The organism is Ereboglobus sp. PH5-10 (assembly GCF_029504735.1).
GTDB lineage: Bacteria > Verrucomicrobiota > Verrucomicrobiia > Opitutales > Opitutaceae > Ereboglobus.
Genome location: NZ_JAQFIP010000005.1, coordinates 82741 through 105197, shown reverse-complemented (window position 1 = coordinate 105197; position 22457 = coordinate 82741). Strand labels below are relative to the sequence as shown.

Annotated in this window: 22 protein-coding genes and 1 tRNA gene; 9 read left to right on the top strand and 14 right to left on the bottom strand. The window is 58.5% G+C overall.

Translation table 11 applies throughout. From position 1 onward, the window contains the following. The first annotated feature begins 19 nt into the window (after nucleotides 1–19). From purN to M2447_RS05850, 8 genes are all read left to right on the top strand, one after another. Nucleotides 20–601 (top strand): phosphoribosylglycinamide formyltransferase, encoded by a 582-nt coding sequence (purN, locus tag M2447_RS05885; RefSeq protein ID WP_277557800.1) that lies wholly within the window; start codon nucleotides 20–22, stop codon nucleotides 599–601. Nucleotides 602–672: 71 nt separating this feature from the next. After that, nucleotides 673–1404, top strand: a complete 732-nt coding sequence (gene creB / locus M2447_RS05880) for a two-component system response regulator CreB (RefSeq protein WP_277557799.1) — start codon at nucleotides 673–675, stop codon at nucleotides 1402–1404. A gap of 7 nt (nucleotides 1405–1411) precedes the next feature. Further along, nucleotides 1412–2881, top strand: a complete 1470-nt coding sequence (gene creC / locus M2447_RS05875; RefSeq protein WP_277557798.1) for a two-component system sensor histidine kinase CreC — start codon at nucleotides 1412–1414, stop codon at nucleotides 2879–2881. Between the two features lie 136 nt (nucleotides 2882–3017). Then, nucleotides 3018–3419, top strand: coding sequence for a hypothetical protein (locus M2447_RS05870; RefSeq protein WP_277557797.1), 402 nt, complete (start codon nucleotides 3018–3020; stop codon nucleotides 3417–3419). A 121-nt stretch (nucleotides 3420–3540) separates the two neighbouring features. Beyond that, entirely contained in the window at nucleotides 3541–4971 is a 1431-nt protein-coding gene (locus M2447_RS05865) for a VWA domain-containing protein (RefSeq protein WP_277557796.1), read from the top strand. Between the two features lie 246 nt (nucleotides 4972–5217). Then, entirely contained in the window at nucleotides 5218–7392 is a 2175-nt protein-coding gene (locus M2447_RS05860) for an ATP-binding protein (protein WP_277557795.1), read from the top strand. Nucleotides 7393–7479: 87 nt separating this feature from the next. Next, complete coding sequence (locus tag M2447_RS05855) at nucleotides 7480–8709, top strand: serpin family protein (RefSeq protein WP_277557794.1); 1230 nt, start codon at nucleotides 7480–7482, stop codon at nucleotides 8707–8709. A 10-nt stretch (nucleotides 8710–8719) separates the two neighbouring features. Further along, the gene (locus tag M2447_RS05850; protein ID WP_108826091.1) at nucleotides 8720–9424 is read left to right on the top strand and encodes a response regulator transcription factor; all 705 of its coding nucleotides are present in this window, start codon (nucleotides 8720–8722) and stop codon (nucleotides 9422–9424) included. A 23-nt stretch (nucleotides 9425–9447) separates the two neighbouring features. Here M2447_RS05850 and M2447_RS05845 read toward each other — a convergent pair whose 3' ends face one another. From M2447_RS05845 to fabG, 8 genes are all read right to left on the bottom strand, one after another. Continuing rightward, nucleotides 9448–10452: an SAM-dependent methyltransferase gene (locus M2447_RS05845; protein WP_277557793.1), complete on the bottom strand. Its 1005-nt coding sequence runs from the start codon at nucleotides 10450–10452 to the stop codon at nucleotides 9448–9450. A gap of 85 nt (nucleotides 10453–10537) precedes the next feature. Beyond that, nucleotides 10538–11191 carry a YqaA family protein gene (locus M2447_RS05840; protein ID WP_277508787.1) on the bottom strand — a complete coding sequence of 218 codons (654 nt, stop codon included), beginning with the start codon at nucleotides 11189–11191 and terminating at the stop codon, nucleotides 10538–10540. Between the two features lie 142 nt (nucleotides 11192–11333). After that, entirely contained in the window at nucleotides 11334–11489 is a 156-nt protein-coding gene (locus tag M2447_RS05835) for a small basic protein (RefSeq protein ID WP_108826087.1), read from the bottom strand. 27 nt (nucleotides 11490–11516) lie between these two features. Further along, nucleotides 11517–11867 carry a divalent-cation tolerance protein CutA gene (gene cutA, locus M2447_RS05830; protein ID WP_277557792.1) on the bottom strand — a complete coding sequence of 117 codons (351 nt, stop codon included), beginning with the start codon at nucleotides 11865–11867 and terminating at the stop codon, nucleotides 11517–11519. A gap of 213 nt (nucleotides 11868–12080) precedes the next feature. Then, nucleotides 12081–12165 (bottom strand) — tRNA-Leu (locus M2447_RS05825). A 92-nt stretch (nucleotides 12166–12257) separates the two neighbouring features. Then, on the bottom strand, nucleotides 12258–13802 hold the full coding sequence (locus M2447_RS05820) for a radical SAM protein (RefSeq protein ID WP_343215376.1): 1545 nt from the start codon (nucleotides 13800–13802) through the stop codon (nucleotides 12258–12260). A 158-nt stretch (nucleotides 13803–13960) separates the two neighbouring features. Then, nucleotides 13961–14221, bottom strand: a complete 261-nt coding sequence (gene acpP / locus M2447_RS05815; protein WP_108826084.1) for an acyl carrier protein — start codon at nucleotides 14219–14221, stop codon at nucleotides 13961–13963. 31 nt (nucleotides 14222–14252) lie between these two features. Further along, nucleotides 14253–14993, bottom strand: a complete 741-nt coding sequence (fabG, locus tag M2447_RS05810) for a 3-oxoacyl-[acyl-carrier-protein] reductase (protein ID WP_277557790.1) — start codon at nucleotides 14991–14993, stop codon at nucleotides 14253–14255. 189 nt (nucleotides 14994–15182) lie between these two features. On the opposite strand from fabG, the gene M2447_RS05805 reads away from it, so the two are divergent. Continuing rightward, a complete protein-coding gene (locus tag M2447_RS05805; protein WP_277557789.1) occupies nucleotides 15183–16250 on the top strand; it encodes a hypothetical protein in 1068 nt (355 codons plus the stop codon). A 55-nt stretch (nucleotides 16251–16305) separates the two neighbouring features. Here the strand turns inward: M2447_RS05805 and ilvN are convergent, their stop codons facing one another. The 6 genes from ilvN to M2447_RS05775 form a co-directional block, all read right to left on the bottom strand. Beyond that, nucleotides 16306–16584, bottom strand: coding sequence for an acetolactate synthase small subunit (gene ilvN / locus M2447_RS05800; protein ID WP_343215375.1), 279 nt, complete (start codon nucleotides 16582–16584; stop codon nucleotides 16306–16308). A gap of 84 nt (nucleotides 16585–16668) precedes the next feature. After that, the gene (gene ilvB / locus M2447_RS05795; RefSeq protein ID WP_277508780.1) at nucleotides 16669–18408 is read right to left on the bottom strand and encodes a biosynthetic-type acetolactate synthase large subunit; all 1740 of its coding nucleotides are present in this window, start codon (nucleotides 18406–18408) and stop codon (nucleotides 16669–16671) included. A gap of 254 nt (nucleotides 18409–18662) precedes the next feature. After that, nucleotides 18663–19424: a glycosyltransferase family 25 protein gene (locus M2447_RS05790; protein WP_277557787.1), complete on the bottom strand. Its 762-nt coding sequence runs from the start codon at nucleotides 19422–19424 to the stop codon at nucleotides 18663–18665. A gap of 45 nt (nucleotides 19425–19469) precedes the next feature. Next, nucleotides 19470–20639 (bottom strand): glycosyltransferase family 4 protein, encoded by a 1170-nt coding sequence (locus M2447_RS05785; RefSeq protein WP_343215374.1) that lies wholly within the window; start codon nucleotides 20637–20639, stop codon nucleotides 19470–19472. A 33-nt stretch (nucleotides 20640–20672) separates the two neighbouring features. After that, entirely contained in the window at nucleotides 20673–21641 is a 969-nt protein-coding gene (locus tag M2447_RS05780) for a glycosyltransferase family 8 protein (protein ID WP_277557785.1), read from the bottom strand. A 64-nt stretch (nucleotides 21642–21705) separates the two neighbouring features. Then, nucleotides 21706–22446 carry a glycosyltransferase family 25 protein gene (locus tag M2447_RS05775; protein ID WP_277508776.1) on the bottom strand — a complete coding sequence of 247 codons (741 nt, stop codon included), beginning with the start codon at nucleotides 22444–22446 and terminating at the stop codon, nucleotides 21706–21708. Nucleotides 22447–22457: the final 11 nt, after the last annotated feature.

Below are 22457 nucleotides of genomic sequence, written 5' to 3'. Positions count from 1 at the left end.
TGTTTCACTGCGCGGCAACATGCGAGTCGTCATTTTAGGTTCGGGCCGGGGCAGCAATGCCGAGGCCATTCTCAACGCCCTGCAACAAAAGCAGCTCGGCCGCGCCGAAGTCGTGCGGATTTTTTCGGACAAGCCGGACGCGGGCATTCTCGCGCATGGAGCCAAATACGGAGTGCCCGCCTCATTTTTAGACCCCGGTCCGTTCAAGACGAAATTCGACGATGAGGGCGAGGCCCGTTACATTGAGGCCATCAACGCATGCGAGCCCGACTTGATCGTGCTCGCGGGGTTCATGCGCATTTTGAAGCCGCGGTTTATCGACGCGTTCGCGAACAGGATTATCAACCTGCATCCGAGCCTGCTGCCGAGTTTTCCCGGGCTCGACGGCATCGGGCAGGCATGGCGGCGCGGGGTGAGGATCACCGGCTGCACGGTTCATTACGTGACCGCGGAGGTCGATGGCGGCCCGATCATTGACCAGGCGGCTGTGCGTATTGAAAAAACGGATACGCTTGAGTCGCTGGAGGCCAGGGTGCACGCCGCGGAGCACGCGCTGCTGCCCGCGGTTGTGGCGCGCTTGAGCGAGGAGGCAAAAATATAACCGCGCGAGGCGCGAGAAACGCGGGGGCCGATGATTCCCGCGTTTTTTGCGACAGCCCCATTGCAAGAAACATGCAGCCTCCCGCCAATATTTTGATTGTCGAGGACGAGCCGGCCATCGCCGACACGCTTGTGTATGCGTTGCGCACGGAGGGCTTCGAGCCGGTGTGGCGCGCAACGGGAAGCGAGGCGCTTGAGGAGCTCGGCTCCCGAATGTTTGCCCTCGTGATTCTCGACGTGGGGCTGCCGGATGCGAACGGGTTTGAACTTTGCAAAATCATCCGGCTGCGTTCGCCGCGAATGCCGGTGCTGTTTTTGACGGCGCGCAGCTCGGAGGTTGATCGCATCGTGGGGCTCGAAATCGGCGGCGACGATTATGTCACCAAGCCGTTCAGTCCGCGCGAAGTGAGCGCGCGCGTGAAGGCCATTTTGCGGCGCGCAAACATGGCGGCGCCCGCGCCGGTTTCATCGACGCCGTCATCAAGCGCGGCGCCGTTCCAGCAGGCCGAACGGCGTGAAACCGGTTTTGCGCACGACAGCGAGCGTTGCGAAATCCGTTACAACGGCGCGCGACTCGACCTGACTCGCTACGAATATCGTTTGCTCAAAACACTGCTCGCGCGTCCGGGGCGCGTGTTTTCGCGCGACGAACTCATGACACGCGCGTGGGAAGACCCCGGCGCGAGTCTCGACCGCACGGTTGATGCGCACATCAAAACCCTGCGCGCAAAATTGCGCGCGGCCGCGCCTGAAATCGATCCGATCCAGACGCATCGCGGCATGGGGTATTCGTTGAGGGTATGACGGCGTCATGACGATCCGCACCTACATTCTCCTTGCGTATCTGCTCGTTGTGGGAGGCGGGTTTTATTATCTGATCAACCGCAACCTTTCGGAGCTTGCGCCGCGTTATCTTGAGTCGATGGAGGAGGCGCTTGTGGACAGCGTCAACATACTCGCGTCCGTCATTGAAAGCGAAACGAGGGACGACACGCTTGATCCCGCGAAAATAAAAACGATGTTCGACGGCGCGTTTCGGCGCCGGTTCAACGCGCTGATTTATTCGCTCAACAAGACGCAAGTGAACGCCCGCGTTTACGTGACCGACGCCGACGGCATCGTGCTCTACGATTCGCGCGAGGGGCGCGACGAGGGGAAAAGCTACCGCAACGAATGGCGCGACGTGATTCTGACCCTGCGCGGCGAATACGGCGCGCGCGCCACGCACGAGGTGAAGGGCGATCCGCATTCGCTCATGCTCTACATGGCCGCGCCCATCCGGTCTCGGGACGGCTCGCGGCTCATCGGCGTTGTGTCGCTCGGCAAGCCCGCCGACAGCATTAATGAACTGGTGAGCGCCGCCCGCAAACGCGTGGTTCTTGCCGGGCTGGCGGGCGGCGGCATGATTTTGCTGCTCGGCATCGCGTTTTCGATGTGGGTGACGGCGCCGATCACGCGCCTCACCCAATATGCGCGAGCCGTGCGCGATGGCCGCTCCGCAAAAGTGCCGAAACTCGCCAGTTTTGAGGGCCGCGAAGTGCGCGAACTCCGGAAGGCGTTCGAGGAAATGCGCGCCGCGATCGAAGGCAAAGCCTACGTCGAGCGCTACGTGCAAACGCTCACGCACGAAATCAAATCGCCGCTTTCCGCCATCCGCGGCGCGGCGGAAATCCTGGGCGAAAATCCGCCCGAGGCGGAGCGCGCGCGTTTCATCGGCAACATCAACACCGAGGCCGGACGCATCCAGCGCATCGTGGACCAACTCCTGCAACTCGCGTCGCTCGAGGCGCGCAAGGCTCACGCCAAAATGGTCGCGCTCGACCTGGCATCGGTTGCGCGCGAGACATTCGCCGTGTTTCAACCCGCGGCGCAGGCCGGCGGGGTGGAGCTTTTGCTTGACGCGCCCGCGCCCGCGCCGATGAAAGGCGATCGTGCCCTGCTCGCGCAGGCGATTGGCAACCTGTTGCAAAATGCGATCGAGTTCACGCCGGCGGGCGGCCGTGTGGTGTTGCGCGTGGAAACGGATGCCCAAACGCGCGAGATAGTCGCAATCGTTGAGGACAACGGCAGCGGCATTCCTGATTACGCGGAGGGGCGATTGTTCGAAAAATTCTATTCGCTTGCGCGTCCGCGCTCGGGTGTGAAGAGCACGGGGCTGGGCCTCAGTCTGGTGCGTGAAATCGCGCACTTGCACGGCGGCGGCGCGACAATCGCAAATCGCAAGGATGGCGGGCGCGGCACTCGCGCGGAATTGAGGTTTTCACAAGGGCGGTTGTTGTAGGATGCGTGCGCGTCTCCTCCGATATTTTTCGTGCAGTCCGTCTTTTTATGCGCATGTTGGAGCCCGGAGCGCCTGACACCGGTTTGATCGGGTGCGCGACGAGTCGCCCTCGTCCAAAATCAATCTGAAAACATTTATGAAAAAGTTCATCGCCATTCTCTGCCTCGCCGTGGCCTCGGTTTCGCTGGTCTGGAAAATCGCCGCCATGGCGTTTTCGCTGCAACCAGCCACCACCCGCACAACCGTGATCGTGGCACCCGACGGCACCACCACCACGAGGACCGAGACGCTCGGGAAAGTCATCACCGTGCACAATTTGAGCGCCGCCGAGGGCACGCAGCTCGTCGTGAAAGACGGCACCGTGGTGCCGCTCGGAACCGGGCAGGTGACAACGAGCGCCCCGTTTGTCGGCGCGGTCAACAACGTGCTCGCGTGGGCGTCCATCGTCCTGCTTCTCATCGCCGGCCTCTGGCTCTACCGATCGCCCGCCAAACCCAAGACGGTGAAACCCGATCCCGCCCCCGCTCCCGCGGCGTGATTCGCACATGCCCCTCGTGTCATTTTTTGATGCGCGTTTTGGGTTTCATGACAAATCCCTGACAATTTCCTGACGCTCCGCTGACACACGCGGGCGCGATTTGTGGTTTGCTCGCGGCGTCATGAAAACACCCGCCACACACAAATCGCCATTCGCCATCACAGCCGTCGCTCTCGCGCTGTTCGTTTCAGCTTTTCAGCCCTTCAGTCCGTCGGCCCTTTCGGCGCCATCCTCTGAGCCGATAAAACTTCGCGTCGAACTCGACCGCTCCGTTCTTCCCGCCGACACCGCCGACCGCGCCATCGTCAAAATCGCAATCGACGGCTGCCGCCTGCCGCGCACCGGCGAGCGCCCGCCGGTCAACCTCTCCATCGTGCTCGACCGCTCCGGCTCCATGGGCGGCGAAAAAATCCAGCAGGCCAAGGCTGCCGCGATCGAGGCGCTCAACCATCTCGACAACGGCGACATCTTTTCACTCGTCACTTTCGACAGCAGGGTCGAGACGCTCATCCCCGCCGTGCGCGTCGGCTCCAATCGCTCCGAACTTGAGCGTCGCATCCGCCAGATAAATGTTCGCGGCACCACCGCGCTATTCGCCGGCGTGAGCCAGGGCGCGTCGGAAATCCGCCGCAACATCGAGGACTCGCGCTACGTGCATCGCATCATCCTGCTCTCCGATGGTCAGGCTAACTCCGGTCCGCGCACGCCCGAGGAGCTCGGACGCCTCGGCGCCGCGCTCATGAAGGAGGGCATTTCCGTGACCACGATCGGGCTCGGTCTCGGTTACGACGAGGACCTCATGGCGCGCCTCGCGCTCAAGAGCGACGGCAACACCTACTTTGCCGAGAACGCGCGTGACCTGGCAAAAATCTTCGACGCCGAGCTCGGCGATGTGCTCAGCATCGTGGCGCGCAAAGCCGTCGTCACAATCGAGTTCCCCGAGGGCGTGCGCCCGATTCGCTTTGTCGGGCGCGAGGGCAGCATTCGCGGACAAAACGCCGAGCTCACGCTCAACCAGATTTACGGCGGGCAGGAGAAATACGCGCTTGTCGAAATCGAAACGCCCCGCGCCCGCGCCGGAGTCGAGCGCGAAATCGCCCGCGCGCGCATCGCCTTCGAGGACGCCGTCTCCAACAAACCCGCCACGCTCACGGCGGCCACCCGCGCGCGTTTCAGCGACGACGAGGCCGTGGTTGTGAAGTCGGCCAACCTAAAAGTGCAGACGGAATATGCCGACAATCGTTTTGCCGAGGCCAAGGCGCAAGCGGTCGTCTTTGCCGACGCGGGGAAAAAGGACGAGGCAGCGAAACTCTTGAGCGAGGAGTCGTTGATGATGGAACAGTTTGCCGTCACCTACGGCAACAAGGAGGTCTTGGATCTTGCCAAGTCGAACTCCGCCGAGGCGGTTCGGATTCAGTCGGAGGGAATTGCCAACGCCGACCGCAAAAAATACCGCGCCTCCTATAATTTCGTGACCATGCAACAAGGCAACGCGATCGACGGCGCTTCCAGCACAGGCACAAACGCGCCGAAGCCGAAAGATTCGAAGTGATGTGTTTTGGTAGGGCGAACCCTCAGGGTGAGCCGCAACATTTCCGGCTCACCGGGACGGTTCGCCCTACCTCAAAAGGCGTCGGCGGTGTTCCAGCATCATGCCAATACGAAAATCTTGCGCGCAAGGGTGTCGCAAACGTCGCCCGCAATCCGCGCCGCGCCGCCGCCAACGAATGATATTCATCCTTTTCAATGCATCGCCTTTCACCAGCATGAACGACCAGACGCAATCGCGCCCGTCCCCATGACCGCCTCCACACGACGCATTTTTATCTACTGGCTGCTTCTCATCATTTCCACGCTGGTCGTGGGCGCGGCGGCGCTCTGGCTTCTCGGGCGCGAGCAGGTTCACATTCGGGAGCAGGCTTCCGCGGCCGTGGCGGCGCGCCAGTCGGCGGTGCAGGCGCGCACGCGCCTCATCGCGGAAAACATCGACCTGGTCCTGGGCGATGTGCAGAGCGGCCTCATGACAACCCTGCTCGACGCGCCCTCGTCGAACGCCGGCAACTACCTCGACAACTGGCGCCGCACAAACCCGCTCGTGCACGATGTGTATTACGCGAACAGCGGCGGCGCCCTTCGCTGGGGCGCGCGAAACGATTCCGTCGTCGCGTGGCTCGCCACCACGCCCTGGCGCGTCTCGGTTGCGCAGCCAAGCCCGCGGCAAACAACGCAATCGCGCATCGCCGCGGAATCGCAACCGGCGATGACAGCAGCGGGGGATTTCCACATGGATTCGCCGATCTCAATGGAACAGTTTTCCGTCACAAAAAAAGAAACCAATGTCGCGGGCGCTTCCATTGCAAAGGGCGCTGCTCCCGTTTCAATTTCCGAGGGAAAACTGCAAAACAATGCCAGCAGTTATCAAACCGCGCGCGTCGCCATGCAAAGCATGGCAAATTACAACGTGAACGTCGCAAAACGGATTGATCCGGCACCGCCGCCGCTGTCCGCCATTTCCGAAGTGGAGGCGCTTGAGGAAATCCAAGTCGAAAAAAGCATGTCAGTAATGGCGGATGAAAAAATAATCGCACCGCCTGTTGCGGCGGACAAACGCGCCCGCGCCACTCGCACCAACAGCGTCAGCAGCGCCGCCAGGCCGCAGGCCAAGTCCGCGGAATCCGTTGCGCCGGTTCCGACGACCTCGCGCGATGCCGCCATGCTCAAATCAAAAAAAACAGACATGCAAATCCCGGCGGTTTTCGACGCGACCACGCCGCCTCCCGAACTCACCGGCTGGGCTCCATGGCGTGACGAGGCGGGCGTGTTGCACCTGTTCGGCTGGAGGTTCACCACGCAGGGCGCCGTGCTGGTTGTCGAGGTCAACCTTGAGGCCATCGCGTCGCGCCTGCGGGAAATTTTGCCCCAAGTCATCGAGCCGGACGAAGCCTATGTGCTGTTCAAGGACACCGGGGCGCGGATTGCGCAGGTGGGGATGAACGCCGACAACACGGCGGAGCAAGCTTACTCGCAACCGCTCATGCTGCCCGGCTGGCGCGTCGCGGGTTTTACGGTGGCCGGCGAATTGGGCAGCCTGAACACAAGCGCGTTTTTGCTCGCGAGCGCGTTGTTGATCGGCTTTTTCATCCTCACGATCATCGGCGGCGGCTCGCTTCTCATGCGGCAGGCGCGACTCAGCGCGGCGGAGTCGGCGCAAAAGACATCGTTCGTCGCAAACGTGTCGCACGAATTCAAAACGCCGCTCACCACGATCCGCCTCTATTCCGAGCTGCTCGAGCAGGGCCGCATCCGCGACGAGGACAGGCGCGCCGAGTCGCTGCAAACCATCTCGCGCGAAACGCAGCGCCTCGCCCGACTCGTCAACAACGTGCTCGACTTCTCACGCCTCGAGCAGGGGCGCAAAAAATTCGACCTCGCGGAGCACGACTTGAACGCCGAGCTAAACCGCCTCCTCGACCGGCACGCGCCGCGACTTGCCGAGGCGGGCATAAAGTTGGAGAGGGAAATCTCCGCCGAACCCTGCATAATGAAAACCGACCTGGATGCCGTCGAGCAAATCGTCATCAACCTGCTCGACAACGCCTGCAAATACGCCGCAAACGGCGGCGAGGTGCTGGTGGCGTTGCGCAACGGATCGAGTGGCACGGGCGACCCGCCCGTGGGATTGGGTGGCATGGCCGACCCGGCCATGTCTTCGGAACACGGTCGGGACGCCCGTGCCACTCAACCCATTACAATCACCGTCGCCGACCGCGGCCCGGGAATCCCGTCGTCGCACCGCGAAAAAATCTTCGACAAGTTTCACCGCGTTGACGACACGCTCACCGCGTCGCAAGGCGGCTCGGGCCTCGGCCTGAGCATTGCGCGTCAACTCGCTCGCGGCCTCGGCGGCGACCTCGCTTACGCCCCGCGCAAAGGCGGCGGCAGCGAGTTTGCGCTCACGCTGCGCGCAAGCTAATGCAGAATGCAAAATGAAGAATGTAAAATGAGCCGGCGCGGGCGTTTTTTCGCGCAATATTCAACGACCGAATAACATAAAACTCCCATGAAACTCCACCATTTGATTCTCAACATCGCCGTTGGTTTTGCACTGACGCTTGCTGTGTCCGCGGAGAGGCTGCCGAGGTCTGCTGCGGCGCTTGCGTTCTCCGGCAATGATTTTGCGTGCGATCTTTACGCGCAGTTGAAGAGCACCGAGGGTAATTTGTTCTTCTCGCCGTTTAGCGTTTCGTCGGCGCTGGCCATGACTTATGCCGGCGCAAAAGGCGACACCGCCGCGCAAATGCAAAAAGTGCTGCGCTTCCCCGAGTCGCAGACGGAAACTCATTCGTCATTCGCGGCCTTGCTGAAACATTTCGAGGAGGTGAATGCTTCAAAACAGGCTCAACTAAACATTGCCAACTCCCTCTGGCCGCAAAAAGGCGCGCCGCTGCTTGAGGATTATCTTTCACTCGTGAGGAAAAACTACGGCGCGGAAATCACGTCCGTGGATTTTGTGGATGACGAGCCGAAGACGCGAAAGAGAATCAATCAATGGGTGGAAGAAAAGACCCAGGGTAAAATTCAAAATCTCAATGAGAAACCTTTCAATTCGACAACCCGGCTGGTGCTGGTCAATGCGGTGTATTTTAAGGGAACTTGGCTCGATACATTTGAAGAGGATCGGACAAAGAAGGATCAGTTTTTCGTTTGGGATGATCCGCCTGTTCAATCCTCATTCATGCGGCAGACAAATCGTTATCGATATTGGGAAGGGAGTGACGCCCAGTTTATTGAGCTTCCCTACAAGGGCAGGGAATTGTCGATGCTGGTGATTTTGCCTGCAAACAAAACAAAGCGCGCGTTGGAGAAAATAGAAAAGCGATTGTCCTCAAAGCGGATTGCACAATGGCGGGACAAAATGAAGGAACAAAGGGTGCAACTTCTTCTTCCAAAATTTAAAATGACATGGGGATCAACTTCCTTGGTTGAACCGCTTGAAAAACTGGGAATGCAAGAGGCGTTTATTTTTGAAAAAGCGGATTTCAGCGGCATGAATGGCCATCGAGACCTTCTCATTTCGAATGTGATTCATAAGGCGTTTGTGGAGGTGAATGAATCGGGATCCGAAGCTGCTGCGGCAACTGAAGTTTTGCTTTGGTTAGGAGGCATGCCCAAGAAGCCTCCATCTCCCCCTCCTGTTTTCCGCGCAGATCATCCGTTCATATTTTTGATTCAGGATAATGCGACCGGATGCATTTTGTTCATGGGGCGTGTGGTGAATCCGAAGGAGTGAATTGTTATCTATGAAAGCAAAAATACTCATTGCTGAAGACGATCCGAATATCCGCCTCGGGCTGATGACCACGCTTGAAAGCGAGGGGCACGACGTGACCGCGGCCGGCGACGGCGCGCAGGCGCTCAAGTTGTATCCGCAGGGCAAATACGATCTCGTCATCCTCGACATCATGATGCCCAAGATGAGCGGCTACGATGTGTGCCGCGAAATCCGCGCCAAGGACGCCCGCGTGCCCGTGCTGTTTTTATCGGCCAAGGGCGAGGAGATCGACAAGGTCGTCGGGCTCAAGCTCGGCGCGGACGATTACATGACAAAGCCGTTCGGCGTGCACGAACTGATCGCGCGCGTGGAGGCGTTGCTGCGGCGTGCGCGGCTGGATTCGGCGACGGTGGACGCCGCGGCCGATTTGCCCGCCGTGTTCAAGCTCGGCGATGCGCTTGTTGACCGGAAAAAATTCACGGTGACGCTCGGAAAAAACGAGGAGTCGCTCACTGCGCGCGAAATGAAACTCGCGGAGATATTCGCGGCGCATCCCGGCGAGGTGCTCGCGCGCGACGCGCTGCTGAACGCGGTGTGGGGCGTCGAGTATTACGGCACCACGCGCACGCTCGACCAGCATGTGGCGCAGTTGCGCAAAAAAGTGGAGCGCAAACCCGACGAGCCGGTGGCGATCATCACCGTGCACGGCGTGGGATATCGGTATGAGCCATAGGGGCGCGCACGCGCGATGCGCCTCTACAGGGATGCGACGAGTGTGAACTCCTCGCGATCGTGATAGAGGTGGCGGATGCGCGCGGCGGGGATGCGCGCGCGCACCTCGCTCAAAAGCGCGACGGGGTCGGTGCGGCCAAACTTGAGGTTTACGATGTAGTGTTTGCACCAGCGGCGTTCAACCCAGGGGAGAAGAATGTTTTCGAGCACATGGCGGGGATCCTCGACAAGATCGCAAAACAGCCAGTCGGCGGGGGCATTTGAGGTTGCGTCCGACTGGGTCGGATCGAAATGAAACGCGTCTTGCTGCAGGTGCGTGATGAGCGGGTTGTTGAGCGCGCCGGCTTTGAGCGGGCCGTTGTCAACGGCAACGACGCGCGCGCCGCGCCTGGCCGCGCTGTAACTCCAGCCGCCGGGCGCTGCACCGAGATCGACGACGGTTTCTCCGGGCGCGGGTTCGCGTCCGATGACGCCGTAGGCCTCCTCGACTTTCAGGTAGGAGCGCGAGGGCGCGAGCGGATCATCGGCCATGCGGCGCTGGCCGTAGCTGATGCTTTCGCGGGCGACGTGCGCGCGCTGGAAGTCGGTGAAATACACAAAGAGGCCGCGGAGCGGGGAATGACTGAAAGGGGAGAGCCGGGCGGGCGGTGCGGCGAGTTTTGCGACGCGCGACATGCGTTTGCGCAGGAGCTCGTTGAAGGCTTTTTCAACGGCGTCGGCACGGCGTCCGAGTCCGTCGAGGTTTGCGGCGCAATCGAAGGCGAGCGGCCATTGCGCGTCGAAGCGTTCGGTGCGCGCGGATTCGAGAAAATATTCCGCGATACGGGCGGCGAGTGCGTTGACGGATTCACCGGTGATTTCCCTTGGGGCGAGAAGCGCGGAATGGGCGAAGCAGAGATCAGGGCATGCGGTTGCCTGGACGTCCGTCGTCGCAAGCCAGCCGCCGCCGTTTGCGCCCATCGCGAGGCCATGGGGGCGCAATTCGCGTTCGAGCAGGAGTTCATAACCGGGCTGGCAGCGGAGGATCATTTTTGGAAAATAGGATTAACAAGATTCACGGAATGGCATCCCGCGCGTATCGTTGGCTCCGGGCCAAGGGTTTGGTCTCGGCGGTTTATTTGGCGAGCCACTTCACGATGAAGAAACTGCCGATGAGCAGCACCATGAAAATCACGCAGAAAATTTCCAGATACTTGTCGAGGAGGCGTTTCACGGGCGGGCCGAAGAAATAGATCGCAGCGCCGACGAGGAGGAAGCGCCCGGTGCGTCCGAGCGCGGATGCGGTGACGAGCGTCATCAGGCCTACTTGTTCATGAAACACGCCCGCAGCGATGGTGAAGACCTTGTAGGGCAGGGGAGTGAAGCCGGCGGTGAGGATGGAGAGAAACGCATTGTCACCGTAGAGTTTCCCCACGTAGGCGTAGGCTTCCTGGTAGTGGAAAAAGTCGATGATGCGCCGCCCCACTTCCTCGTAGAGAGCGTAGCCGATGTAGTAGCCGAGGATTCCACCGAGCACCGAAAAAAGCGCGCAATAAAAGACAAACTTGAACGCGCGTTTGGGCGCGCCCATGCACAGGGCGATCAGCAGCACGTCGGGCGGGATCGGGAAAAACGACGACTCGACAAACGAGATCGCGCACAACGCGGGCAGTCCGTATTTGGTGTCGGCCCAGTGCAGCACCCAGTTGTAGAGGCGCTTGACGATATTGGGCTTTTTGGCGGGGCCGCCGGTGGGTTCGGCTGCGACTGCTGAGGTGTCGGTGTTCACGATATGCGCGGACTGGATTGGTTGCGTGGAAAGGGGTTTTGCGGTGGTGATGCCGCCAAAAAACGGGTCTGGTTTGCAAAAAAGGCAGACGATGTTTGTCGCCTGCCTCGGAAAGTGCAGAAATAAAAAATCGAGTCTGTGATCAGACGTCGGGCTTGGTTTTGCGGAGACCTTGAACGCGGTCGCCTTCCTTCCACTGACCGCGCTTCTTGAGCAGCTCGACGCGCTCAAAACGCTTTAACACGTTGCGCTTGACAACGATACCGCTGGAACCTTGGAGACTTTTGTGCTGTGACATGACGTTATGAAAAGTGCTTGAGAGTTGTTAAAGAGGCAAGAAGGTGGAGTTCGAGCGCGCCCATGACAAGTATTTTTCTGCAACGATTTCAGCGCGCACCGCGACCCACTCCGGCGTTTCATAGGGATGATGGGCGCGGAGCCATGTTTCGAGCGCGTTGGCGTTGGAGTCGAGGAACTTGATTGTGAGGCGATATTCGGCGGTGGTTTCGAGTTTGCCCTGCCAGTGATAGACGGAAGTCATGGGGCCGTCGATTTGCGCGCACGCGGCGAGACGCGACTCGACGAGGCCGCGCGCAAGGGCGTCGGCCTCATCGCGCGTGGCGACCGTGGTTGTGCCGATCATGAGAGTGGTGGATTCGGAGGACGCGGGAGGCATGTGCGCGGATGTGTTTGAGGGAAGAAGATACCCCGCCGCGTCCGGTTTCAAAGAATTTCAGGTTTTAAATTTGAATTTTTGGAAATTTATTTTCGTTCGGAAGCGTTCCGTCCGGCGCGAGATCCGTTGCGGAGATTGCGCGCGGCATACATGACGGCGCCGAGTGCGGGCACAAAAAAACCGCTTGGTTAAGCGGTGTTTTCAATTTTCAACTGGTGCTCAGGACAGGACTCGAACCTGCACGCCTCACGGCACACGCCCCTCAAACGTGTGTGTCTACCAATTCCACCACCTGAGCGTTGTTTCCAGTAGTGAAGAGCCGCGAAGTAAGAGAAAGCGTTGGGACGTTGTAAAGCTTGGAAATAAAAATTTTTTCACCGCGTTGTAAAATCACGCATTCAAGTCCGCCTGCAACTCGGGGCCGAGTGTGGCGCGGAGGTTGACCGGCTGGCGCGGGTGCAGGGGAAAATCCTTTTTCATCGCCTCAAGTTTTTCGCGGTTGGCGTAGAAATAGCGGGCGGCCTGCACGGTGCGGGGCAGGTGGGTGACGAGGTGCCAGAGGCTCCAGCGGTGCTGCCAGATGTGTTTCGCGAAGCGGCGGCGGTAGGGTTTGCTGTTATAGTAGCGCTGGATGTGCCAGTTGTAGAGGGCGTCCATTTCCTCGCGACTCGAAAAACCTTTCGGGATAAAGGTGAAATTGAGGCAGTTGAGCAGCCGCCAGTCCTCGGTGAACGCGCCCTCGGCGCCGCTCGCGCATTCATCCCAGATGGGGGCGCCGTAGAGGGGGCTGAACTTGGTCATGTTCATCTCGTCAAGATCGAGCGAGAGGATGAAGTCGCTGGTGGCGCGGACGGTGTCGGGGGTTTCGCCGGGGAGGCCGAAAATGAAGAGCCCTTTGGCCCGAAGGCCGGCGATGTGGATGCGGTCAACGGTTTCGCGGACGGCGTCGAGGGTGACTCCGGCTTTGTGACGACGCATCATTTCGGGATCGGCGGACTCCACGCCAAGCGAAACCATGAGCGCGCCGGCGCGCTTGAGCAGTTTCAGCATTTCGAGGTCGTCGTGGCCGGTGCGGATGGCGCAGTTGAAGCCGACGCCGAGGGGTTTGTTGATGAGGAGCTCGCAGAGTTCGTAAACGCGTTTTTTGTGCGCGGTGAAGAGGTCGTCGTAAATGTTGATATGATAAACGCCGAAGTGATCGCGGAGGTGCCGCATGTGTTCGTAAATATAGGCGGCGGAGTTGTAGCGGTGGAGTCGCTCAAAGACGGTGCGGTCGCAAAACGAGCAGGTGTAGGGGCAGCCGCGCGAGGTTATCATTGTTGCGCCCCAACGCTTTATGTAGGAAAAGAGCGGCAGGTGGTAACCGAAGGGGAAGCCGTCGAGTTTTTCGTAGGCGGGGAAGGGGAGCGAGTCGAGGTCCTGGATACGGGAGCGTCGGAGGTTGACGCGGATGCCGTCGGGGGCGGAGGTGTCGCGGTAGGCGAGGTTGGGGATTTCAGCGAGGGCGCGGCCTTCGACGAGGTCGAGCATGAGGCCTTCTCCTTCGCCGACGCAGAGGTAGTCGATTTCGGGGAAATATTTGAGGAGCTTGGGGCCGATGGCGGAGGCGTGGACGTTGCCGAAGATGGTTTTGATTTCGGGGCGGCGGGATTTGATGATGGCGGCGATATCGGCGGCATCCATGAATCCGGCGGTGGTTGCGGAAAACCCCACCATGTCGGGATTTGTGGCGAGGATGGCGTCGGCGTTGGCCTCGAGGGTGCGCGGCGCGCGGGGGCCGAGGCAGTCGTGCACGGTGGCGTTGTGGCCGTGTTTTTCGAGCCAGGCGGCAAGCGAAAGGATGCCTATGGGCGCCATGCGGTTGGCAAGCGTGGTGATATCGGGCTGGCCGGGGACAAAATTAAAGCCGGCGGGATGGACGAGGGTGATTCGCATGGAGCCGTGAGTGTGGGCGTTGGGGCGCGACGGGGAAATCAAAAATGCAGGGAAAGTGCGTTTTTGCGGTTTGCGGGGTATGCAAAAAACGTTTTGCCGGAACTTGTGAGGTTCCGGCAAAACGTCGATTTAGTTATAATTTGCTGATTGCGAAGGATTTATGCTCCGGCCTTGCTCTTGATATAGTCGATCACTTGACCGACTGTCTGGAGCTTCTCGGCGTCGGATTCAGGGATTTCGCCCTTAATCTCATCCTTGAACTCTTCTTCGAATGCCATGATGAGCTCGACTGTGTCGAGGGAATCGGCACCGAGGTCATCCAAGAAGGATGCCTGCGGAGTGATCTGCTCTTCATTAACGTTAAGCTGGTTAACGATAATTTCCTTAACGCGTTGTTCGATGGTTTTTTGATCGGCCATGTTAGTTAGATTACTGAGGTTTGGTAAAGGGTCACATTGCCATGCCGCCGTCAACCGTAAAAACTTGGCCGGTTATGTAGGCGCTTTCCTCGCTGGAAAGGAAGGCAACGACATTGGCGACGTCCTCGGGGGTGCCCATGCGCTGCATGGGAACTTGGGCGACGGCGACTTTTTGAACTTCCTCGCTGAGGGCGGCGGTCATGTCGGTTTGGATGAATCCGGGCGCGACGGCGTTGACGGTGACATTGCGCTTGGCGAATTCGCGGGCGAGCGACTTGGTCATGGCGATCATGCCGCCCTTGGCCGCGGCGTAGTTGGCCTGGCCGGCGTTGCCGACGAGACCGACGACCGAGGCGATGTTGACGATGCGGCCGTGGCGGGCGCGGCACATGGGCCAGCCGATGGCCTTGCACCAGTGGAAGCAGCTGGAGAGGTTGGTCTGGATGACGGCGTTCCAGTCGTCCTCGGACATGCGGGCTATGAGGCCGTCGCGGGTGATGCCGGCGTTGTTGATGAGGATGTCGATTTTGCCGTATTTGGCGAGGAGCGCCTCGGCTGCCTTGGCGACGGCGGGGCCGTCGGACACATCAACGGGCACGGCCTCGGCCTTGCCGCCGGCGGCGGTGATGGCTGCGGCGACGCCGCCGCAGCTTTCGGGCGACTTGGAGACGCAGATGACGGTGACGCCGTTCTTGGCGAGCATTTCGGCGATGGCTTTGCCGATGCCGCGGCCTGCGCCGGTGACGAGTGCGATGCGGTTGTTAAAGGTCATTTGGAATACGGAGTTTTAATTGCGGAATACTGGATGTGAAAGGCAAACGCTGACGGGTCGTGAGGAAAAATAGAAGACAGAAATGCGCGGCGCTTTCCGGCGTTCCGCGTTAGGATGCTGGACAGGACGCTAACGCGGCTTTTAGTTCACAGGCGCGTTTGTTTCCACTCACTAACCCAACTCCAGCCCATGAACCGAAAACAATTTATCCACACCTTGACCGTTGCCGCCGCGGGAACCGCGCTTGCGCCGAAATTTCTCGCGACCGCCCCGAATGATAAAAAATGGACGCCGCCCGCGCCCGTGGTTGCGATGCCCGAGACGCGGCTGCCGGATATTTTTGCCGATGGCTGGACCATCGCGCTGCTGCCCGACACCCAGACCTACACGATCAACCATCCCGAGGTGTTTGTCCGCCAGACCCAGTGGCTCGCGGCCAACAAGGCGCGGCTCAAGCTTTGTTTCGTTGCCCACGAGGGCGACATCGTGGACAACAACGTGCATGCGGAATGGCTCGTGGCGAGGCAGGCGATGAGCGAGCTGAACCGCGCGCGCGTCCCCTACAGCCTGGCAACCGGCAACCACGACATCGGGCGGTGGGGCCGGAGCGATGATCGCTCGACGTTGCTCAACGAGCACTTTTCCGGGCGCGATTATCGCAACAGCAAGGCCCACGGCCTGTTTGAAAAACTGCACCTTGAAAACAGCTGGCACAAGGTCGTCACGCCGCATGGCGAATTGCTCGTGGTATCGCTTGAGTTCGGGCCGCGTCCCGAGGTGCTCGAATGGGCGAACAAGATTGTGTCCGAAAACAAGGACTTGGACACGATTGTGGTCACCCATGCGTTTATCTATTCCGACGGCACGCGTTACGATTGGGCGAAGAAGGGTAAAAAGCAGCGCTGGAACCCTCATTCATACTCGCTCGCGGCGACGCCAGGAAGCGTGACCGACGCGACCGAGATGTGGGACGGCTTCATATCACAACACGAAAACATCCGTTTTGTTTTCAGCGGCCATGTGTTGCACGGCGGGGCCGGACGCCTCAGCACGCCCGGCAAGGGCGGTCGCATGGTGCACCAGTTGCTCGCCAACTACCAGGGCGGGGTGAAGCCGTCCCGCGGCTACGGTGGCGGCGGATTCCTCCGGCTTGTGCACTTCAACGCCGACCGCAAAACCGTCGCCGTCAAAACTTACTCGCCCTGGTATGACATGTGGCTCGACGAGCCCGCGCACGATTTCACGCTGGAACTGTGACGGGAAAGCCGTTCCGCCCTTGCGGTCGCGCACGGAGGAAATTGAGGCGTCTGCCTCAGATGCTTTTTCCAAGGCGCTCGAAATAATCGGACGGCAGATCGATGCGCTGGCGCACGGCGAGCACGTCGTGGAGCTTGGCGAGCTGGCGCTCGATTTGTTCGAGCTTGGGCGTGTCGTTTACTAGGAGAAGCATGCGGCTTTCGTCGTTTCCGGAGACGGGCACGCAAAGAATCGCCTCGAGGTTGAATGCGCGGCGAGCGAAGAGGCCTGTGATGTGCGACATGACTCCGGGATGATTGCGGACGCGAAGGTCGATGATGTGTGTTTGTTCGATGGTGGAAGTGTTCATGTTAATTGCGACTGGATGTTTTCAATGATGGGTTTGCTGTTTGCGAAAAGGGCAACCCTTAGGGGGCGCTTACATTGCCCCGGCGTGCTCGATCGACTGGTTGTTGGCAGCGCCGGGAGGAACCATGGGAAGCACGTTTTCGGTGGCGATGACCGGGATGTCGACCAGGCAGGGGCCGGGCTGGGCGAGCGCGGCGGCGATGTCGCCAAGCGGATCGGCTGAGTTGGCGGCGATGCTGTGCCCTCGAATGCCAAAGGCGCGCGCGAGCGCGGCGAAATCGGGCGTGGTCTCAAAGCGCGACGCCTCGTAACGGCGCCCGTAAAAAAGCTCCTGCTGCTGGCGCACGAGGCCGAGGTGGGCGTTGTTAAAAACAAGAACGGCAACGGGCAGGTTGTGGTCGGCGAGCGTGGCAAGCTCCTGAATGTTCATGAGCAGCGAGCCGTCGCCGCTGACGCAGGCGATGCGTTTTCCGGGGGCGGCAAAGGCCGCGCCGATGGCGGTTGGCAGGCCAAAGCCCATCGTGCCGAGTCCGCCGGAGGTGAGCAGCGTGCGCGGCGAGCGGAAAGGGTAGGCTTGCGCAACCCACATTTGATGCTGGCCGACGTCGGTTGCGATGATCGCATCGCCCGGAAGCGTTTTTGCGAGGAACCGGCAAATGTTCACCGGATGCAACGGCGCGGTTTCGCGCGAGGGATGGCGGAGCGGATGCGCGTCGCGGAGCGCGGTGGCGCGGGCGAGCCATTTGGAATTGTTAATGATGGCTGGTGAAGAGTGAAAGACGGAGTGGTTGAGCAGGCGGTGGAGGACGTCGGCGGCGTCGGCCTCGATGGAGAGGTGCGGGCGCTTGATTTTGCCGAACTCGGCGCGGTCGATGTCAATGTGCGCGATGGCGGCGCGCGGGCAAAACTCGGCGACTTTGCCCGTGGCGCGGTCGTCGAAACGCGCGCCGATGGCGATGAGCAGGTCGCATTCATCAAGGAGTGTGTGGGTGGCGCGCGTGCCGTGCATGCCGAGCATGCCCATGTGGTGCGGGCTGGCGGCGGGGATTGCGCCGAGGGCGTTGAGCGTGCTGACGACGGGCGAGGCGAGGCGTTTGGCGAGTTCGTGCGCGGGTTCGGAGGCATTGGCCGCGATGATGCCGCCGCCGAGGTAAAGCACGGGCCGTTGCGCCTTGGCGAGCATGCGCGCGAGCGCGTCGATTTCGGCGTCCTTTGCCGGCGGGGTGGGGCGGCATCCGCCGGGCGCGGGGAGCTCGTCATCGGAGAGTTCGATGGAAGCGGTTTGCACATCCTTGGGAACGTCGATCACGACGGGGCCGGGACGCCCTGATTCGGCGAGTGTGAACGCCTCGGGGACGATGTGGAGAAGTTCGCGGACGTTGCGCACGAGGTAATTGTGTTTTGTTATGGGGACGGTGAGCCCGTAGAAATCGACTTCCTGAAAGGCGTCGGTGCCAATGAGCGATTGCGCGACCTGGCCGGTGATGGCGACGAGCGGAATCGAGTCGAGGCGCGCGTCGGCGATGGCGGTGATGAGGTTGGTGGCGCCGGGGCCGGAAGTGGCGACGCAGGTCGCGGCGCGGCCGGTGACGCGCGCCATTCCCTGCGCAATGAAGCCGGCGCCCTGCTCGTGGCGGGCGAGAATATGCCGGATGGGGCTTGTGTGGAGCGCGTCGTAGAACGGCAGAATTGCGCCGCCGGGGATGCCGGGCATTTGGCGGATTTCCTGGCGTTCCAGCAACGCGGTCAGGAGCGTGGCGCCTGTGTATTTCTTTTTGGTCATGGTGGTGAGCGGTGTGCTTGGTTTCATTTGGTTGGAGAAAGAAACCCGCCCCTGTTCGTTTCACCGTCGCGGAGCCAAAAAAAGCCCCCTCCGGCGATCACGCCAGAGGGGGCAAAAGTGGTTGTGTTTACCAACGGCCCTCTCGGCGTGCGCAACGCACGACTACTACGACGACCACGAGGGCGACGAGATTGGCGAGAGCGTTGTTGGCGAAGGGAGTCATTGGTGAACGTGGTTGAGAGATGCGCCTGGTTGGCGTGTTGTCAAGCGCGAGCTTGGGTTTATTTCCTTGGAAAACAGTAACCGTGGCTGATGCCGTGCCAGATTTGGCGCGTGGCGATTCTCGCCCTGTAAAACAAGGTGGGAAATTTTTTATACCACGGCCTTTTTAGTTTTTTAGCGGCCGCGTATTCAATGGATGTCGGCAATCCGGCATCGACGCACGGGGCGGGGTAAATGGAAAATATGCGAAGATTGTATTTCCACGACTTGGGGTATTCATGGTCGATATGCACAGTGATGGGCAGCATCTTTTCCAGGTAACTTTTTGCCGCCTTTCTATTTATCATATAACAACCGCCGCCTGTTCTTGATGTGAAGTTATAGCACATTGAATGGGTGGCGTTGATCATCTTCCGGCGCACCGGACAGCCAGAGTGAAATCCCGCAAACCGCAACACATCCCATGAGTCCTTGATCTTGATGGAATCGATTACCAGTTGCCTGAGTCCGGGGTTGATGAGCATGTCGTCCTCGAATATCAGGGCGAACTCATACGAAGAGTTCAGAAGCGCCTTGTAGGTCGAAAGGTGACTCATGTAGCAGGCGGCGACGCCGATGCCCGGCGGCCTGCCGTGGTTTTTTTCGTATGCCTTGAGGTCGATTTCGTCCTTGGTAAAAACACGGGTGCGCCCATCAATGGCCTGGATGCGCTCACAGGGGATTTGCTCCCGTTTCAGCGCTTCCGACATGGTCTCAAACCGTTCCGGATAGCGGTCCAGGTTTATCACATACGTGACGAATGGAAGATTGGTCTGGGTCATTAAAATGCCATCTAATAGAAATCGGGATTGATTATCAATGTCTCCTTAAGATTTTTCGGAGGGGCGAGCCTTCTTCAGGACGATCTGGCTCATGTCGCGGACAAAACGATTGATGTTGTGGGTTTCCTGAATGTATTTCACAGCGGCTTTGGCGTGCTCGCAACGGAAGCTCTCATCGTTCATTATCCGGCGAATGGCGTTCACAAATAGATCAACTTTATCGAAACCATCGCCCAAAACCTCGCCCACCCATATTCCAAATTTTGAAGTCAAGTTCTCAGGATTTTGATTGCTAACAAGCAGTGTCCCATGCGCGAGCGCCTCTAAAAAAGAAACAGGCAGTGCCTCGTGAATGGATGTATTGACCAATATTTTGGCCTCCCGCAAAAAAGATTCCTTTTCAGGTCCATCCACATGGCCGGGGAAGTGCAAATTCTCTATATTGGAGTATTTTTGCATGATCGCAGAGTTTTCACCCTTTTCCCTGAATGTTTGCCCAAGTATATAAAATTCAAATTCAGGCATTTTTTTAGCGATTTCACCGAACAGCCAGCCTCTCTTCACAGACTCAATCCGTCCCAGAAAAATAATCATGTTTTTCTTTGAAAACTGTGTGGCATCAACGCCTTGGTCAGCCGGCATTTCCACCGGATTGGGGAGGTATGTTATTGAGACAGTAGGCGGTAAGGAATACAGTTCGATTGCTTTGGGATTTAGAAAAAAGCCCTGCGAAACAAAATCGACTCTATTCTCTTTATAAAGACTTTCAACAAAATCGTAATCCTGTTGGTTGTAATAGGATTTCTCCTGAAGCAGTCCTACTGTTGAAATTTCATCCCAGTCTTTTTTGGGGCGTGGATCTTGGATCCAAAGAATGAGTTTCTTTGATTTATCAACAAGTCGCATTATCCGCGCGGAAGCCGATGTGAGTTCTATGCTCAAATAAATATCGTAGTTCTGTTTTTTCAACCAGCGCCTCGCCAGCCAAGCATAGCGGGGAAGATGCCAGACGTTCACACCGTCAACGAGATCTTTTTTCGCGAATAGCAGGCTCTTTTTTCGCCGTATCAAAACGTCCACCTGAATTTCCTCGCAGGGAAGGTATTTGGCCACATAACGCCGGGCGAGAAACCCATAGCCGCCAAATGCGGTGCCAAGGGCGCCAAAATACTCGTCAACGAGGAGAGCCAGTCGGATTGGTTTTTTCGAATTCATGTGCGATGGAGGCATGCCGGATATGCCGGGATTTTAAATGCTTTCAATGGGAAACTTTCGCCGCGCCCTCATGAGGGCGTAGGTTTTTGGACGCACGAAAAAAAACGGATGCCGCCACCAGTATGCAAAAAAGTCGCGCACGCGGGGGAATTTTTTAACGGCCTCGGCGTAATTTTTTCGTCCCGTGACCATGTCCAAATACTTAAAATACTCTTTCACATAAGGCGGCGCCATGAACCCGCAAGGCACGCGCCACGGTTTCAATGAACCGATATAGTGCACGATCGCCGGGTTCTCGCGGGCCGCGACGACTTCGGCGGCCGTGAAGCCGAGTGTCTTGGGAAATCTTCGCCGCGGATTGAAGTAGAGAAACGTGACATTCCATTTCAACGGGAGGTATTTGACATTGTTCCCGAGCGCGATGTTCAGCACATCCTGGTCCTGGTGCCTGAGCGAATCCCGGTGGCGGCTTTCAATTTCCACAAACCGGGCAAAGGGAATATCCTTTCGTATTTTCCTCAGGTTGAGCAGGAGCACCCCGGCGTTGAAATAGCGCCGCGACGGAAAGATGGAGTCGTAGTTTTTTATTTTAACATGAATAAAATCCTCCACGACGCCCGCGTAAAAATCCCCGACATCCTCCGCCCATAACTCCGCCAGATCGTGCCTCACCACCATGTCCGCGTCCAAATATATAGCCTTCTCCATTTCGGGAAAGATGGTCGGAATCAAAAGACGGTAGCATGTCTCGACGGATATATGCTCATCCCTTATTTGCACGTCCTCAATGAGACGCTTGTCTATCCGGACGTATTCGACCTCGAAGTTGTGAATTTCCCTGACAGCTTCGATTTCCCTTTTTGATTCGGCGGACAGCGAGGCGTTTAATATATAAAACCTGAGAAGGGATTTGGAATTGCACGCCGCCGAGGCGATCATGACACAGGCGTGCCTGACATACGCGTCATTGATTGCCAGAAAACACGGAATGGAGGATGTCATAATCTATTTTTGATTTCTATCTTACGCTTGTCTGCGACGGAACTCCGCAACTGTAAAAACTACATTAACTTTTTTTCACAAACGGTTTTCTGAATATTTTCCAAAGTATTTTGACGAGGCGGCGGCGGCGGCGAACCACATGCTTTAATCCGTTCAAATAGTGGCGGCGTTTTCTGTTTGTCAGCGCGCGCTCGGTGTAGAGATCGGATTTTTCCGGCACGCCATCGACGCCGACCACATGGGGAACGACGCAGGAAAACGAAACCAGTCCCATTTCCTGAAAATAATACCATTTGTCGGCCTCCCACTTGATGGGCCACAGGTTTGCGTGGAGCGACTCGGCCGCCTTTCTGTTCACCACATAGGCGTGGCTGTTTCCGCCGTCTATGTAATCCCGGATGGCGTAGCCACCGGCAATTTTTTGACCGGATGACTGTTTGTAATATTGCGAGGAGACAAAGTAGATTTTCGGAACTTCGTTTTTGTCGATTTTCTCCAATTCGCCGAGAATGAGCGGAAGGTCGTCCGTGAGCAGGGCGTCGTCCTCCAGCACAAGTGCGAGGTCGATGTTCTCGTCGCACATTTTTTTGTATATTTTCAGGTGGCTGAGCGAGCAGCCTATGACGCCCTTGGTCATGTAACAGGCCGGGTAATCATAAACGATTTTTTTGATCTCCTCGTCGGGAATGGCGTTTCCGTTCACTGCATCGAAGATTTCAAGGGGCAGGTTGTATTTTTCGCCTTGCGCGAGTATTTCGGCGCGCTTGTCCGTGCGGTGGGGAAGGTTTACCACAAAGATTCTCATGATTTTTATGT

Bases quoted from the DNA above. Each gene is read 5' to 3' on its own strand.
- purN (WP_277557800.1), top strand. From the start codon at position 20: ATGCGAGTCGTCATTTTAGGTTCGGGCCGGGGCAGCAATGCCGAGGCC.
- creB (WP_277557799.1), top strand. From the start codon at position 673: ATGCAGCCTCCCGCCAATATTTTGATTGTCGAGGACGAGCCGGCCATC.
- creC (WP_277557798.1), top strand. From the start codon at position 1,412: ATGACGATCCGCACCTACATTCTCCTTGCGTATCTGCTCGTTGTGGGA.
- M2447_RS05870 (WP_277557797.1), top strand. From the start codon at position 3,018: ATGAAAAAGTTCATCGCCATTCTCTGCCTCGCCGTGGCCTCGGTTTCG.
- M2447_RS05865 (WP_277557796.1), top strand. From the start codon at position 3,541: ATGAAAACACCCGCCACACACAAATCGCCATTCGCCATCACAGCCGTC.
- M2447_RS05860 (WP_277557795.1), top strand. From the start codon at position 5,218: ATGACCGCCTCCACACGACGCATTTTTATCTACTGGCTGCTTCTCATC.
- M2447_RS05855 (WP_277557794.1), top strand. From the start codon at position 7,480: ATGAAACTCCACCATTTGATTCTCAACATCGCCGTTGGTTTTGCACTG.
- M2447_RS05850 (WP_108826091.1), top strand. From the start codon at position 8,720: ATGAAAGCAAAAATACTCATTGCTGAAGACGATCCGAATATCCGCCTC.
- M2447_RS05845 (WP_277557793.1), bottom strand. From the start codon at position 10,452: ATGATCCTCCGCTGCCAGCCCGGTTATGAACTCCTGCTCGAACGCGAA.
- M2447_RS05835 (WP_108826087.1), bottom strand. From the start codon at position 11,489: ATGTCACAGCACAAAAGTCTCCAAGGTTCCAGCGGTATCGTTGTCAAG.
- cutA (WP_277557792.1), bottom strand. From the start codon at position 11,867: ATGCCTCCCGCGTCCTCCGAATCCACCACTCTCATGATCGGCACAACC.
- M2447_RS05820 (WP_343215376.1), bottom strand. From the start codon at position 13,802: ATGCGAATCACCCTCGTCCATCCCGCCGGCTTTAATTTTGTCCCCGGC.
- acpP (WP_108826084.1), bottom strand. From the start codon at position 14,221: ATGGCCGATCAAAAAACCATCGAACAACGCGTTAAGGAAATTATCGTT.
- fabG (WP_277557790.1), bottom strand. From the start codon at position 14,993: ATGACCTTTAACAACCGCATCGCACTCGTCACCGGCGCAGGCCGCGGC.
- M2447_RS05805 (WP_277557789.1), top strand. From the start codon at position 15,183: ATGAACCGAAAACAATTTATCCACACCTTGACCGTTGCCGCCGCGGGA.
- ilvB (WP_277508780.1), bottom strand. From the start codon at position 18,408: ATGAAACCAAGCACACCGCTCACCACCATGACCAAAAAGAAATACACA.
- M2447_RS05790 (WP_277557787.1), bottom strand. From the start codon at position 19,424: ATGACCCAGACCAATCTTCCATTCGTCACGTATGTGATAAACCTGGAC.
- M2447_RS05785 (WP_343215374.1), bottom strand. From the start codon at position 20,639: ATGAATTCGAAAAAACCAATCCGACTGGCTCTCCTCGTTGACGAGTAT.
- M2447_RS05780 (WP_277557785.1), bottom strand. From the start codon at position 21,641: ATGACATCCTCCATTCCGTGTTTTCTGGCAATCAATGACGCGTATGTC.
- M2447_RS05775 (WP_277508776.1), bottom strand. From the start codon at position 22,446: ATGAGAATCTTTGTGGTAAACCTTCCCCACCGCACGGACAAGCGCGCC.